This window comes from Myroides sp. C4067 (assembly GCF_038039665.1).
Lineage (GTDB): Bacteria > Bacteroidota > Bacteroidia > Flavobacteriales > Flavobacteriaceae > Flavobacterium > Flavobacterium odoratimimum.
Genome location: NZ_JBBPHJ010000014.1, coordinates 1 through 15,790, shown reverse-complemented (window position 1 = coordinate 15,790; position 15,790 = coordinate 1). Strand labels below are relative to the sequence as shown.

General features: G+C 32.2%; 9 protein-coding genes and 1 tRNA gene. 3 read left to right on the top strand and 7 right to left on the bottom strand.

Going from position 1 to position 15,790, the window contains the following annotated elements:
• Positions 1-221: 221 nt before the first annotated feature.
• Complete coding sequence (locus AABL87_RS11115) at positions 222-3,959, bottom strand: nSTAND3 domain-containing NTPase (RefSeq protein ID WP_341277343.1); 3,738 nt, start codon at positions 3,957-3,959, stop codon at positions 222-224.
• Positions 3,960-4,703: 744 nt separating this feature from the next.
• On the opposite strand from AABL87_RS11115, the gene AABL87_RS11110 reads away from it, so the two are divergent.
• Positions 4,704-5,501: an aminoglycoside adenylyltransferase family protein gene (locus AABL87_RS11110; RefSeq protein WP_059050918.1), complete on the top strand. Its 798-nt coding sequence runs from the start codon at positions 4,704-4,706 to the stop codon at positions 5,499-5,501.
• A gap of 384 nt (positions 5,502-5,885) precedes the next feature.
• On the opposite strand, the gene AABL87_RS11105 is transcribed toward AABL87_RS11110, so the two are convergent.
• From AABL87_RS11105 to AABL87_RS11090, 4 genes are all read right to left on the bottom strand, one after another.
• Entirely contained in the window at positions 5,886-6,578 is a 693-nt protein-coding gene (locus AABL87_RS11105; protein ID WP_016649322.1) for a CPBP family intramembrane glutamic endopeptidase, read from the bottom strand.
• 34 nt (positions 6,579-6,612) lie between these two features.
• Entirely contained in the window at positions 6,613-6,840 is a 228-nt protein-coding gene (locus tag AABL87_RS11100) for a hypothetical protein (RefSeq protein WP_144964297.1), read from the bottom strand.
• 90 nt (positions 6,841-6,930) lie between these two features.
• A tRNA-Ser gene (locus AABL87_RS11095) sits at positions 6,931-7,015 on the bottom strand.
• Between the two features lie 214 nt (positions 7,016-7,229).
• Positions 7,230-8,630 (bottom strand): serine hydrolase, encoded by a 1,401-nt coding sequence (locus AABL87_RS11090; protein ID WP_341277342.1) that lies wholly within the window; start codon positions 8,628-8,630, stop codon positions 7,230-7,232.
• Between the two features lie 257 nt (positions 8,631-8,887).
• Here AABL87_RS11090 and AABL87_RS11085 point away from each other — a divergent pair, with 257 nt between their 5' ends.
• On the top strand, positions 8,888-9,559 hold the full coding sequence (locus tag AABL87_RS11085; protein ID WP_006260072.1) for an endonuclease III domain-containing protein: 672 nt from the start codon (positions 8,888-8,890) through the stop codon (positions 9,557-9,559).
• A gap of 295 nt (positions 9,560-9,854) precedes the next feature.
• Here AABL87_RS11085 and AABL87_RS11080 read toward each other — a convergent pair whose 3' ends face one another.
• Positions 9,855-10,442 carry a sigma-70 family RNA polymerase sigma factor gene (locus tag AABL87_RS11080; RefSeq protein ID WP_006260071.1) on the bottom strand — a complete coding sequence of 196 codons (588 nt, stop codon included), beginning with the start codon at positions 10,440-10,442 and terminating at the stop codon, positions 9,855-9,857.
• Between the two features lie 727 nt (positions 10,443-11,169).
• Here AABL87_RS11080 and uvrA point away from each other — a divergent pair.
• On the top strand, positions 11,170-13,983 hold the full coding sequence (uvrA, locus tag AABL87_RS11075; protein WP_341277341.1) for an excinuclease ABC subunit UvrA: 2,814 nt from the start codon (positions 11,170-11,172) through the stop codon (positions 13,981-13,983).
• A gap of 210 nt (positions 13,984-14,193) precedes the next feature.
• Here uvrA and AABL87_RS11070 read toward each other — a convergent pair whose 3' ends face one another.
• Positions 14,194-15,489: a glycosyltransferase family 4 protein gene (locus tag AABL87_RS11070; RefSeq protein WP_016649319.1), complete on the bottom strand. Its 1,296-nt coding sequence runs from the start codon at positions 15,487-15,489 to the stop codon at positions 14,194-14,196.
• Positions 15,490-15,790: the final 301 nt, after the last annotated feature.

The following is a 15,790-nucleotide window of genomic DNA, read 5'->3' as shown; positions in this document are numbered from 1 at the left end:
TGGGTGCTATAAACGAAATAATTCTTTATGCGTATTTTTAAAAGGATGAGGTACACCAGCACATAAAAAAAGCCCGATAACGAGTGTTATCGGGCTTTTCAGCGGAGAAAGAGGGTTAGCCTCTTTATACCATATGTTTTATAAATAAGGATGCTCACTTTTTTAATAGTTTGTCAGGCGTTATAAATTGGAAATACATATAGCTTTTCTGCAATACCATTTTAATAATTATTGCTCAAAAACTTTCTTTGTCTTTCCCTATCTCCACTTCTTAAGCACGATTCAATTTGTTCATTTATATAGGTTTTTATAGGAATCAACTTTATTCCCACATCTGATTTATTTGTGATTTCCAATAAGTTTCTCCATTCTGAAGCTTGAATGTCTCCAATAATTACATCTCCAGAATAAATTCCGCCATTTCCTCTCCACATTAACCTGCTAAAAGTTCCTTTATCTTGATTTAATGATATGAATAATAGAAAAATTTCTTCAAACAATTCTTTTCTTGTGTGTCTGATTAGATCAACAACAATTTGCATCTTTTTGTAATTGTTATTATTATTGATTACATATTGTCTAATGAAATTATCTGCTCTCAATGTATGTTCTTCTTTAAGATTTGTAAAGAAAACATTGCAGTAATGCTCCAAAATACCAAAGTATAAATCTTTCTCAATAACTAAGTCAAATACTTGGATAAGCGTATCTTCTATATTATCTATATTCCATACATAACTCATATTACTATGGTCGCCACTGAGGCTATGTCTTTCAGTGGAAGAATATAGGCTTTCAACAAACTCAATTAAGAAATTTTTATCAACTCTTAATATTTGCAAAAATCCTTGTCCTTGATAATCAAAATGATGTTGAATAAGATTTTGTTGGATATAAGCCTTTTTAATCAATTCAAAATCTTCTCCAAGATTTTCAAAATGTTTACTGAACAAATCCATCCAAACTTGTAATCTTGAACCTTCCCTCTCGTTCTTTTCAGTAATTAATTTTAAAATTAACTGAAATAGGTTTGGTCTAACTTTTAAAAATCGAACAAGACTGTCAAAATGAATTGTATTGGGTTTATTCATTTTTGAAATTGTATTAATTAATGAATCGGCTAGTTCATTAGTAATTAAAGGATCATCTATATAATCATAAAATGATAATTCCCAAAGCTCTTTATTTTCAAATTGTGATTTCTGAATAAGTTCCCAAATTTGATTTACAGAATCTTTAACTTTCAAATGATTTCTAAAGGTAACTCTTGGAACATAGTTAACTTGATTATCATTTTCAATTACTTTTTTTAACAAAAATAGGCCTATTTTTAGGTCTTTTGAGCAATTTTCATCAATAACAAAATCTAGTGCATTATTATAACTCCAATTATTTTCTGTTGAATTCTTAAGTAAAATGAAAGTATTATAAAAATCGTTGATTTCGTCCTCGCAGGATAAAATGAATGAACTTCTTATGTCCGCCTCTTTTAATCGGTCATATTCACGAAAATCTTCAAATTCATACATTTCCTTATCTCTAAATCTGCCCCAATCAATTTTCAAAAAAGCTAAATATGTTCCATTAACAAATTTGTTTGTTAAATTTGAAAATTCAGGTAAATCTAAATCGTTTCTTCTAAACCATCTTATTTGGTTTTGAACATATTTACAATGTTCAAAATTTTCATTAATTAAATGTTTATCAATTATATTAACTACAAATGGAATATCGAATAACATAATCTCTTTATTAACATCTGGATGAATTCTTGAATAATTTTTTAAAAGACTAAAAGCCAAACCTGGTCGAGAGTCAAAACTACTTTCTAAAGTATTCCAAATTTTAGTTCGGAATTCCTGAATAGTCTTATTGTTTGGAATGGGATATTGATAGTGAACAAAACTATTATTTCTTCCTCCCTTAAATTGCTGAAATTCATGAGAAAGAAAAGTCTTAGCAAGTTCGTAAAAGGATATAGAAAGTAACTCATCATTATTTTCAACACCTTTTATTAGAATGTCAAAAAGAGTTCTTTGTCTATAAAAGTTGGTGTATTCATCATCTCTATCAAAAATCAACAATTCTCTAATTTTATGTATTAATTCGGGTAATTTATCTGATTTACGTGATACATACTCAAATAACAATTCAATTGAATCCTTTAAATTCTTACTATTAAGACGAAAAAAATTCCCTAGTAATTCAATGATTTCATCTTTGTTATAATTGAACTGATTTGTTTTATAAAAAGTATCATATATAGTTTCTTCTGCTTTTGGAAATGTTTCTATTTGCTGATATGTAAACTCTAAAGTTTGGTCTTGTAAATAAAACCAAAATGAATTGAGAAAATCAAAAGATTTATTGCTATCAGAACTAATGTGTTGCCAATAATTTACCAAGTCAGGTTTAATTTTGTCCATTACATTTTGTGGGCCGAAAGTATTATTGGCAGGAATTATAGTATCTGTAAATCTATGTTTATAATTCTCAAAGTAGTTGTTTAAGAGATTACTGAATGAAAGTAAATTATCTTTGATAAATGCCTTATAAAAGAAAAAAGTCGCAAGATTTTGCTCTGGCACTTTCACGTGCTCAAATTGAATTTCCACCAACTCTAATTTGTCGAGAGTATCAATTATATCAATAAAATCATTATATGAAACATCGAACTCTTTTAAAATTAATTCCGTTACTTCTCTATTTTTATATGGAATGGTATAAAAAAAAGCAATTAGTCCAAGACATTTTATGTTTAATGGTTTTTCAAACTCGCCATCATCTTTGATGAAAGTTGAAAAATACTTTTCAAATAAATCAGATACATTATGAAGGGCATATAAATTTTGTTCTTGTTTAGCTAAAAATGATGTCATTATAGCTAATCTTGGATTTCCATCAGAAATTCTAACTATTTCTTTGTGGTAATCAGGGTTTAATATTTCAAATGGTTCAGCTTTTATTATGTCAATAATTTGTTCATCTGATAGTTTATACAAGTCTATTCGTTGAGTTGAAAATTCTTGACATTTTCTACCAATTTCTTGAAACGCATAATCCCTAACTGTAATTATTATCTTAAGTTTTCCCTTTCTATTGGCTTTGAAAAAACCTGTTATTTGTTCAAATGCATCAATTCTGTTTGCATCATCCACAAAAAGTATATAATTCTTGTCTACGTCAAAATATTGGTACAAATCGTCAAGTAGAGTATGACTTTTGTAAGAAACACAGTAAGCCTGAAAAGGATCGTTTTTTGATAAATAATTATTTATAGCTTCAAGTGCTAACTTTGTTTTTCCAACTCCTGGCGATCCTGTAAGAATTATAAAGTCGTGACTATCTATTGCATTATTTAATTCTTCGAGTTCTGTTTCTCTATGTAAAAATGTGTTGTTTAATGGCGTTGCAATACCTTTTGAAGCTCTATCATACTCCTTGATGAAGTTTTCTATTGAAACTATTTGACCAGTATCTAAAGGTAGTCCTAAATAATGATGAGCTAAATCTCTATGATTCAAGTGAAGTTCTAAAGCTAGTTCTTGTAGCATCAAATAACGAATTTTAATATCAGCTTTATAGGCCTGAGCAAGTGTATTTAATTCAGTTATTTGATTTTGGTCTATGTTCCAATTGAAACAAAGAATGATTTCTTGAATTTTTTCAACAGGAATTTTTGTCTTGATTGGATCAAAACAAGCTTCTATATCATTGGCAAGCTTGTTTTTTGTACTTGTATCAGTTGTTATTTCAGAGTACAAAAAATTTCCGTTAGGTAATTGGAAGAATGTATCAGGGGTTCCTTTTGTTGTCTTTTGTTTCCCTATTTGACTGCCTGTCCTAGAAATAGCTAAGTAATTATTATTTCTAATAGTTAAATAACTATCGCAAAGTTCTTGAAAGACAGTTCCGTTAATTTCTTTCAGTCGATTTTCTATTGTTTGCAGTCTACTCATATTAATTATTTATTTCGAACTTTGGTAAAAAACATCTCTTTTGTTTTTTTGAGTTAGCTTTTGTGTTGGGAAAAAAATATGTTGTTTTGGCGGCTAACATCTTTTCTCATGAAATACAACTATCTATTTTATGAAAAGATCTATAGTGATATTTCAGATTCAAACATATTAAAACTTTCTTTAATCCTATTACGGAAATCCGTAAACCCCTCAATATTTTGAGTCTATCTACTATTTCAACAAAAAAGTTAATGACTTCGGAGTAGTTTTCCTACCCTCTGCAAGAGCAAGTAATTTTGATGGTACGAATGTAACTTCAAGTGCCTAAAAATTCTATACTTTTATTGCTATGACACAACTAATTAATCTATTGATTATCAAACGTTATTAGCAGTGGTCGCATAATTATCGCATACTGGTCGCATAATTTTGCGCCTTTTTGATGCGAACAGTATGCTATCAAACTACTATCCTTGTTCCATCATTACATTTCACTATATTGACAGGCTGCTTTTTGTCTGTCTTTATCACTCTCTCTTATGTTTATGAAGATAATTGCCGATACTTTGGTAAATGTCTTTGGAAAATAGACTGAATGAGGTGCTGTAGAAGTTTGGAGTTGTAGATGGCTTTTATGCAATAAACAATTGATTAAAAGGACTTATTATATTTTTTCTTACTTTTACTTAATGACAAGTCTGTTGTTAAGTAAATACATTATCTCAAGAATTTTTTAATCTAAAAATGAATACCCCATCTTTACCTCTTCAAGTTACCCAAGCCACAGAGTTTCTTATCGATACTTTAGGGGAAACTCTTCAAGGGATTTACCTTTATGGTTCTTATGTAATGGGAGGATTACAGCATAAAAGTGATATTGATCTTTTTGTCCTTGTTAATCAAACTTTATCTCTAGAAATAAAGAAAGTACTCATAGAACAATTACTTGTACTATCAGGAGAAATTGACAATAACCAAGGTAAACGATATTTAGAAGTAACCATTATAAACCAATCAGAACTAAGTAGTTTAGAATTTCCTCTATATAGGGAATTTCAGTATGGTGAGTGGCTAAGAGAAGAATACACAAAAGGATACATTCCTGAGACTGTAAAGGATGAAGACCTTACTATCTTACTTAGAAAAGTAAGACTAAATAGCTTAACTCTATATGGAAAAGAAGCCACCGAAGTAATACCTACTATCTCCGATACGGTATTTAATAAGGCTATTTTATCCTCATTACCTAATTTAATAAAAGAAATAGAAGATGATGAAATAAATGTGATTCTTACACTTTGTAGAATGTATTATTCTGTTCAAACTGGGGAAGTAATCTCAAAAGACAAAGCAATAGATTATTTACTGCCTATTGCACCTGATGAGTTTAAACCTTTACTCCTTAATGCTAAAGCTGTTTATTTAGGAGAAAGCAATAATCTTCAAGATACAGATGTAGATTTATTACATCAGTTTAGTGCTTTTATGACAACATTAATAAAAACAAAAAATGAAATCAAATCACAAAACACCTGGTATTAACATGGGATTGATCTAATGGTGAATTAAGGTTAACTTTTTCTATTCCTCTAAAGCTAACTATATTGACTTTTATTCTTAATTTTATTCAATTAGAGCAAAGCCCAGACACGCTAGTGACAAGCGTAGAACCCAACACTGCGAAAAAATGAACAGAATAAACGAACTGACAAGAACGCGAGCCAGTAACAAGAGCTTTACAAAGTAGCGAGGGTTCTTCTAAATTCAAAACTTGTACTTCGTTTACCTATTTATAAAGTTGTAATGAGCTTGTTGTATTTAGAGCTATTTCAATGGTGTGCTGCGTACAGCTTAGAAAGAGTTCTTCTAATTTTTCTATACCTACGAGAAATAATAATATACTAAAAACCACTTCTGTATGGAGTATTATTCATTTCTTTTAAAAGAGAAGAAAAGTAGTAATAAAGATAATAAACTAACTACTAAACTAAGCATTTTCAGATTTCCTATATTATCTATTGTAAAGAAAGCAGGTGAATAAAATGATGTAATATTAAAAACCATGTGCCATAAAACACATAAACTTATGTTTTGAGTTTTATTATATATCCAGAATAAAAATATACTTGAGATAAATGGTATAATTAAAGGTATTTCACCAAAAATATGTGTTAAACTAAACACAAGAGAAATGAGAATAATAGAAACAACTCTCTTATGTTTCTCTGTCAAAAATCTAAACCAATATTTTCTATACAAAAGTTCTTCAATAACGGGACTTAGTACAAATAAACCAAACAAACTAAATGCAGAATATTCATAACGTTGTTGCATTACATAATTAAATTCATCTCCTCTAGCATAAATAGCATTACCTAAAAAAGCCAAAGAGATTGCCGTTACTATAAGTAAAGTACAATTCAATAAAGAGCACCTTATTTTTAAAAAGCTATTATAATCCTTATACTTAAATATAAATAGAGTAAGAATACTAATTGTAAAAACATCTATAACTTTAAAAACAAAACCTGCACCATAAATAGCTATAACAAAAAACAAAATAGTATAGATTATCAATAATAGTATACGGTTATACTTAGTTTCAAATTTCATATTCATATTTAAAGGTTTTTATAATGATATTTTATAAGTCCTACTGCCACTTCTGCAGAATAACTATACTCAGATATAATCTTTCATGGTAAAGCTTTTCAGCACCATAAGAGAATGGAAATCTATTAATAGAATTCATAATTCCATTGATTACAACTCCAACACTTATACCAATTAAAACAGAAATAACCTCTCCATTTGGACCTGCATAAAGTAACGGATTATTTAATACATATCCATATCTATGTGTTAGTATTGTCTTGCACAAAGTTATCAGGTAACCTATTTATGGAAGGTGCACTTTCGGTGCACAAGCACATAAAAAAAGCCCGATAACGAGTGTTATCGGGCTTTTCAGCGGAGAAAGAGGGATTCGAACCCCCGGACCTGTTACAGTCAACGGTTTTCAAGACCGCCGCATTCGACCACTCTGCCATTTCTCCAGTGGTCTGCATTACTTCCGTATTGCGAGTGCAAATGTAACACAAATATCCAAACCTCCAAACTTTCGAGATAAAATAATTGAAAGTTTTTTCAATGAAGCTCCTACTTCATAGCATAGCTGTAGAATAAAAAACTAAGTATCAGTCCTATACTCCCTTAACCGATTCGCTGTCTTCTAAAAACAAAAAAACTCCTAATAAGGAGTTTTTAGTATTATTTATCTTCAAAAAGCTTAACGACTAATTTATAACTTAAAGAATCTAGTCCATTAAGTGCTCCTTCAGAAGAGCTATTAGAAAGAACGATTAGACCTTTCTTTCTTACTGGGTCAAAAGCGACATAGTTAGAATATCCAGCATCTATACCTCTTGTGAAGTAAAGAGGCTCTCCAGAACCAAAAGGATACCCTATCTTCCATCCTAAACTAACCCAGTAATTAGGACTTACAATAAGAGTAGGCTTCTGTGTTAGCTGTAGTACCTTATCTTCACTATTAAATTGCGCTTGAATGAACTTCGTCAAATCTGCAGCTGTAGAGATCCCCCCACTAGATGGTAATAAAGCACCTACTTTGACTGGATATACTTCCTTTAGATTGACATTAATCCCTTTTACTACCTCACGCTTCTTTTTAGGCATGTATACGGTAGAGTTATGCATACCATATCTTGCGAATACTTTCTCTTCGATTAATTGATTAAAAGGCTTGTTATACACCTTACTCAAGGTATTACCTAGTATAGCATATCCTAAGAAAGAAAAACTCTGTCTCTTCTCTGGACTTATCGTATCTGTCTCTAGATTATGTTGCAAATAGTCTTCTAGCTGTGCACTAGTCAGATTAGTCAAATAATCATCCTCTACCTTTGGATCATTAGACTTTACCTCAGGCAGCATAGGTACTAACGAAGAATGATTAGCTAAAGCGATGAAGGGAAGCTTAATATTCTTATTAAAGCTAAAATCATAATACTTATTTACATCCGTAGTCATATCCAGACCTTGCTCTAGTACAGCATCCGCTAATACAGTAGAAGTAAATATCGTCATTACATTAGCCATAGAAAACTTACTATCTGTATTGTTCTCTACTTTCACTCCATCCCCTACTTTCTTAAAGCCGTGATATTCTACCTTATCATCATCAATGATAGCGATAGCATACTGTCCTTTATCAGGTAGGTTAACCGTTTCGTTTGCGATAATTTCTTCTACACTAGACTTCTTAAATGAATCATCTACAGGCTTAGGCATGTCTAATAGTCTAAATCCTACTACCTCCCCTGTATCATTCATCGCTAGATTAAGTAAAGCAACTTCATTATTCTCAAACTCAGTTTTAAACAACGCTAATTGATTATTATCTAAGCCGTAGAACTCCATACTCTTAATATTACCAAGTTTCTCTTTCATCTCTACAAAGAATAACTTAGCCTTAGCACTAGGCAACTCTTCTTTTAAAGATGGTGCGAAGTGACTGTAAATATCATCGTAATCATTGGTGTTGTAATCCTTTACAAAAGTATCTATTAAGGGTTTAAACTCTTTCTCTTGAGCGAAAGAACCAAAACTCATCAATAAACACATCGCTATGGAAATACTTAATCTCTTCATTTCTTAATTTTATTTTGCAAGGATAAATATATCAGTTATTATCCGATAAATATCTCCCTTTAACAAGAATAAAAGAAAAATAAAGAATTTCTTACTTCTTTTAAGTATAAGACAACAACCTCAATATAAAGCATCAAATCACAGCTCCCTTCAAAAAATACAATACCCCTATTCTCAGATAAAGAAACTCTATCTGAGTAGAAAATAGCCTATCTTTTTTTTTAAGTATATTCGCCCTAAATAAAAACAGAAAGACTATGACCAAAAGTGAAAAAGTAAAATTCGCTATGGAGACCTTAGACGCTCTTTATCCAGAAGTTCCTATTCCATTAGATCATAAAGACCCATATACTCTACTGATCGCTGTACTTCTATCAGCACAGTGTACAGACGAACGCGTAAATAAGATTACTCCTCTACTATTTGCTAAGGCTGATAATCCGTATGATATGGTCAAAATGACGGTAGAAGAAATACAAGATATCATCAGGCCTTGTGGATTATCTCCTATGAAGTCTAAAGGTATTTATGGACTATCACATATCTTAATTGATAAGTATAATGGAGAAGTTCCTCAAGATATGGCTGCATTAGAAGAATTGCCTGCTGTAGGTCATAAGACAGCTAGTGTTGTTATGTCTCAGGCATTTGGAGTACCTGCTTTTCCTGTAGATACCCATATTCATAGATTAATGTATCGTTGGAATTTCTCTAATGGAAAAAGTGTAGAACAGACAGAAAGAGATGCTAAACGTTTATTTCCAGAGGACAAATGGAATCTACTTCATTTACAACTCGTATGGTATGGAAGACAATACTCTCCTGCACGTGGCTGGAATCTAGAACTAGATATTATAACGAGTGTGATAGGTAGAAAAACGGTTATCAATGAATACTATAAAAAGAAAGAAAAAAAAGAAAAGAAATAACACTTCTAATCCTAGCACATCAGTGTAAGATAGTATAGAGAGGTATCAAAAAGCAAAAAAAGAGGTTAAGTATAATGACTTAACCTCTTTTTTTTAATTCTCTTTCGAGTAAAGCGATAGATTATTGATTAACCCGTTTAGCCTAACTAGGCTCAATCCTTTAGAGTAACTCAAAAGGAATTTAATGGTTTCTTCTTTGGGTAAACTAAATGAACTAGTTTTCGTTGTGTAATTTTTCTTCATATGTGGCGCGTTTTGTTGTTTATACAATAATAACGACAAAACGCTTTACATATTATATCTCTGTCAAAATAATATTTTTTTCGTCAATTAATTTTCTTAAATTAAGCAGTGCATATCGCATTCTTCCCAGAGCAGTATTAATACTTACATCTGTCAACTCTGCTATCTCCTTGAAGCTCAAGTCTTGATACATACGCATCGTGATCACTTGACGTTGATCTTCTGGTAATTCTTTTAACAATAAATGTAGATCTGACTCTATCTGTTGTTGGATGATATCTCCTTCTACTGTATTAGAATCATCTTTTAGAAATGAAAAGATAGGCAATTCCTCAGAATCATATTGAAACTGTACACGCTTCTCTCTTCGGTAATGATCCATTACTAAATTATGAGCAATACGGATAACCCAAGGTAGAAACTTACCTTCTTCATTATATCGACCCGATTTAAGGGTATTAATTACTTTTATGAATGTATCTTGGAAAATGTCATTTGCTAACTCAGCATCTGATACTTTAGAAAAGATAAAACCATAGATCTTAGACTGGTGTCTTTTGATCAAAACCTCTAACGCCTCTTCACCACCTGCAATATATAATGTTACAAGGGTTGCATCAGGCATATTTATATATACCATACCAAATTTCTTTTTTAAAACTGTAAATAGATTTTTATAAAGTAATTTTGTATTATAGGCTTTGATTTTTATCGTTTAACGAGACAAATATATAAAATTATATTTGTTAAAATAAATAAAAAATAAAAGTTTTTTTTAGAACCTCAATCAACAAACGTTATCATATCTCATCATTTAGCCGGAAAACAATAAAATTCACATCTCTTAAATTTATCTAAATGAAATAATCACAATATTAGGCTGGAATAGATGTAGAAAACACAATTATATTTATGTATCGAACCTTTACATTTTTATAATACGGCCTCCCTTTTGCTCCCATGTGGTATTTCATCCTTATTCCTGTCAGCTCTTAATCTCGTTTGTGTCGTGTTCCCAAGAGATACCCTAGAAGCGACTTTTTGGGAACAACTCGAAAACAAAATAGGATAACCACAGCGTCCAAACAAGAGGCACGTTAGATCAACACTAGCTTTCTCTTTAAAACAACTACTCCCTTCTACCCCCATTTACTCCTATTTACTCCACTTTTTGACTTTCTATTATATCCACTTTCTAGTTCTTTCTATATTTAGACCTCTGATCGTTCTTCCATCCTACTCTTTATACAAGGTGATAATGCGAAATATTATAGCATATTCAGCATTTTGCACAAGATTATACCTTGCAGAGTTTTAGTGGAATTAAAGAAAGCATTATCTTTGTTTATTAAACCTTTATAGGCTACATGAAAAAAATAGATTTCTCCAATATAGATCCAAAAAAGAATATTATCATCAAGGGCGCTCAGCTACACAATCTAAAAGATTTAGACGTTGTCATCCCTCGTAATAATCTTGTTGTTATAACAGGGTTGTCTGGTTCTGGTAAGTCCAGTTTAGCCTTTGACACCTTATATGCAGAAGGACAAAGACGTTATGTAGAGAGCTTATCTTCTTATGCTAGACAATTCTTAGGACGTATTAACAAACCTAAAGTAGAATACATAAAAGGAATTGCTCCTGCGATTGCGATTGAACAAAAAGTAAACACTAGCAATGCTCGTTCTACAGTAGGTACCTCTACTGAGGTATATGATTACATCAAATTACTGTACGCACGTATCGGAAAGACCTTCTCGCCTATCTCAGGAGAGGAAGTAAAGAAGGATACTGTAAGTGATGTATTAGACTATGTTAAGAGCTTAGCTATTGGAGCCAAATTATTATTGCTTGCTCCTATTGATTTAGGAGAAGACAGAGAGCTTTATGAGCACCTTAATGTCCTTCTTCAGCAGGGATATGCTAGAATATTAGTGCATGGAGAGACTTTGCGTTTAGATCAATATATAAATGACAATACAGAAGATATCGTTAATCAAGTAGATGCCACTCAGGTTTATCTAGTTGTAGACCGTATCGTAGTCAGTGATGATGAAGATTTCTTTAACCGCCTAGGAGACTCTGTAGAAACAGCTTTCTTCGAAGGAAAAGGATACTGCTATATAGAGGATCTTAAAGATAAAAAACGCAAAGAATTCAGCAACAACTTTGCCTTAGATGGGGAAGTTTTTCTTGAACCTAATGTACACTTATTTAGCTTTAACAATCCTTATGGAGCTTGTCCATCCTGTGATGGATATGGTAATATCATCGGTATTGACGAAGAACTAGTCATTCCTAATACAGGGCTTTCTATATATGAGAATGCGGTCTTCCCTTGGAGAGGAGAGTCGATGAGCTGGTATAGAGATCAACTGGTTAACAATGCTTATAAATTTGACTTCCCTATTCACAAACCTTACTTTGAGTTAACAGAAGAGCAAAAAGCATTGGTATGGGAAGGAAACTCGTTCTTTACAGGACTTAATGACTTCTTTAAAGAATTAGAAGACAAAAACTATAAAATTCAGAATCGCGTCCTTTTATCTCGTTATAGAGGAAAAACAAAATGTCCTACATGTAAAGGAAAAAGACTGCGCAAAGAAGCGAGCTATGTAAAAGTAGGTAACAGAACAGTAAGCGAGCTGGTAGACTTACCGATCAAGCATTTGATTACCTTCTTTAAAGATTTAAAACTAAATGAATACGAAGCCAAAGTAGCACAACGCTTATTAATCGAAATCAACAACAGACTTGGCTTTCTAAGTAATGTAGGACTTGATTACCTAACATTAAATAGAAACTCTGCTACGCTATCTGGTGGAGAATCTCAGCGTATTAACTTAGCTACTTCATTAGGAAGTAGTTTAGTGGGGTCAATGTATATCTTAGACGAACCAAGTATAGGATTGCACCCTAAGGATACAGAAAAGTTAATCGATGTACTGAATAACCTTAAACAACTAGGGAATACAGTTATCGTGGTAGAACACGATGAAGACATCATGAAATCAGCTGATCAGATTATAGACATCGGTCCTGAAGCTGGTAGCTATGGAGGACAACTGGTAGCTCAAGGAGATTACAATACTATTTTAAAAGCAAACTCTCTAACAGGGAAATACCTTAGTGGTGCTCTTGAAATAGCTGTTCCTAAAAAACGCAGAGGGTACAAACACTTTATCGAAATAGTAGGCGCTAGAGAAAACAATCTAAAAAATATAGACGTTACATTCCCACTAGACTGTCTAACAGTGATCACTGGAGTATCTGGTAGTGGTAAGAGTACCTTAGTCAAAAAAATATTATTCCCTGCACTACAGAAAAAACTAACAGGACTTAGCGATAAACCTGGTCAGTTTACAGAGATGAAAGGGGAATTTGGTGGTATTAAATCAATAGAATATGTAGATCAGAATCCAATCGGAAGAAGTTCTAGATCTAATCCTGTAACCTATATCAAAGCCTACGATGATATTAGAGATTTATACTCTAAACAACAGTTATCAAAGCTAAGAGGTTACCAACCTAAGCATTTCTCGTTTAACGTAGATGGTGGGAGATGTGAAACTTGTAAAGGAGAAGGAACTGTAACAGTAGAGATGCAGTTTATGGCAGACGTTCACTTAGAATGTGAAACTTGTCATGGCAAGCGCTTTAAAAAAGAAATATTAGAAGTTAATTTTGAAGGGAAGAATATCGATGACTTACTGACCATGACGATAGATGATGCCTTAATGTTCTTCCAACAACATAAGCAAACTAAGATTGCACAAAAACTACAACCCCTACACGATGTAGGACTAGGCTATGTGCAGTTAGGGCAGTCTTCTTCTACCCTATCAGGTGGAGAAGCACAGCGAATCAAACTTGCTTCTTTCTTATTAGCCGGTACAACCAGAGACAAGGTATTATTTGTTTTTGATGAGCCTACAACAGGATTGCACTTCCACGATATTCAAAAGCTATTAAAGTCATTTGAAGCTTTAATTGAAAAAGGGCATTCTATTATTGTGATTGAGCACAACCTTGATTTAATCAAATGTGCTGATTACATCATAGATATCGGGCCTGAAGGAGGAGAAAATGGAGGGCAATTAGTTGCTTTTGGAACACCTGAAGAAATTGTAAAAAACAAAGCTTCACTAACAGGAAAGTACCTAAAAGAAAAACTTAAGTAATCCATTGGATAATTACGAATTACGACTATATACCTCATAAGAAAAAGGCTGTATCAAATAATGATACAGCCTTTTTTAATTGTTTCAGCTCAGGTTCCGCTAACAACGTGCAATAAAAAAGGTAACCTCGAAATTCAAAATTACCTTTGTCATAATTATAATATCATGTGATATAAGCCCCTCATATTGAAGGTTAATCACTCCTATTTTTTAATTCTTAATTACTTTAACTAGTTTCTCAGTCAATCTTTTTCTACTGAAATACTGCAGTCCCATAGCGAATACTTTTAATTGATTCTGTTGATACTGTTCGAAGTATTCTAATAGAATATCTCTCACCTTATCTTTTTCAGAATACAACACTACTTTTCCAGTATTTGTTTCTTTGATAATATCGAAGAAATCAGAATCCTCAGGCCCTATCCCTAATATTGGGCGTTCTGATGCCATATACTCAAATAACTTACCAGGAATAATCGCTTTAGTATCTTCTGAATCTATTTCTACTAATAACAGTACTTGTGAAGCACGCATTTGTCTCAATGCCTCTACATTATCTACATAACCATGATTAACAACACAATCCTCTAGTCTAAACTCTTTTATGGTATCTAATACTTCACTACTTACCTTTCCTACTAGTTTTAGTTGAAAAGCATCTTTAAATGCCTTATTCTCTTTTCGCAATTCTGAGATAGCTTTCCATAAAATTCTAGGATTTCTATCAGATAAAAACGAGCCAATATGTGCTAAAGTAAATTTCTCGTCTAGAGGTACTTTTCCAAGGTTCGTAATATCATAACCGTTTGTAATCACTGTTATAGGTTTATCCGTTTTAGTCTGGAACTCCTTTTTAGTTGTTTTACTAGTGACGATAATTTGATCTGCTTTATTTAGAACTTCTTTCTCTAATTCTAAATGCTTAGTTGCACTAGACTGATTTAGTTTTAATTCTTTATGATACCCTATAGTCGTCCATGGATCTCTAAAATCAGCTATCCATTGGATGTTTAATTGCTCTTTAAGAGCCATTCCTATCAAATGCATACTATGAGGAGGCCCTGTCGTAATAATGGTCTCTATATCCTTGTTTTCCTTTAAGTACTTAGACAAATAAGCCACAGAAGGTTTCACCCAGCTCACTCTAGCATCAGGAATAAAAAAGTTTCCTCTCACCCAAAGCAATAGTTTATCCGTGAATGATTGTTTCTTCTTATCTGGAATAATTCCCGCACTTAAAGTATCTGTATTCTTACCACTTACTAATTTAGCCTTGCTATAAGGTTCACTAATAGGCTGTCTAAGAATCGTTATTTCAGAGCTTACCTCCTGCTCATTACTAGAATCTAATAATGGATAACTTGGATTTTCAGGTATATATACTATAGGTTCAATATCAAAGCTTGGTAAATATTTGACAAACTTTAACCAACGTTGTACTCCTGGTCCTCCTGCTGGAGGCCAATAATAACTTATGATTAAAACTTTTTTCTTTGGCATATTCATACTACATTTTGTTTTTTTGTGAAATCGTTTTTCTGTGAAACCGTGAAATCGTGAAGGTGTAAAGTCGTTTAGTCTACTTTATCTATTGTTAGTCTATCTCGTCTTCTAAGTACATTATGACCATAGATCAAGGTTGTAAACCATCAACTGTAAACCGTAAACTGTAAACCATCAACTGTAAACCGTAAACTGTAAACCATCAACTGTAAATCGTAAACTGTAAACCGTAAATCATCAACTGTAAACCATCAACTGTAAACCATCAACTGTAAACCATCAACTGTAAACCATCAACTGTAAA

Coding starts and splice junctions, on each gene's coding strand:
- AABL87_RS11115 (WP_341277343.1), bottom strand. CDS start 3,959: ATGAGTAGACTGCAAACAATAGAAAATCGACTGAAAGAAATTAACGGA.
- AABL87_RS11110 (WP_059050918.1), top strand. CDS start 4,704: ATGAATACCCCATCTTTACCTCTTCAAGTTACCCAAGCCACAGAGTTT.
- AABL87_RS11105 (WP_016649322.1), bottom strand. CDS start 6,578: ATGAATATGAAATTTGAAACTAAGTATAACCGTATACTATTATTGATA.
- AABL87_RS11090 (WP_341277342.1), bottom strand. CDS start 8,630: ATGAAGAGATTAAGTATTTCCATAGCGATGTGTTTATTGATGAGTTTT.
- AABL87_RS11085 (WP_006260072.1), top strand. CDS start 8,888: ATGACCAAAAGTGAAAAAGTAAAATTCGCTATGGAGACCTTAGACGCT.
- AABL87_RS11080 (WP_006260071.1), bottom strand. CDS start 10,442: ATGGTATATATAAATATGCCTGATGCAACCCTTGTAACATTATATATT.
- uvrA (WP_341277341.1), top strand. CDS start 11,170: ATGAAAAAAATAGATTTCTCCAATATAGATCCAAAAAAGAATATTATC.
- AABL87_RS11070 (WP_016649319.1), bottom strand. CDS start 15,489: ATGAATATGCCAAAGAAAAAAGTTTTAATCATAAGTTATTATTGGCCT.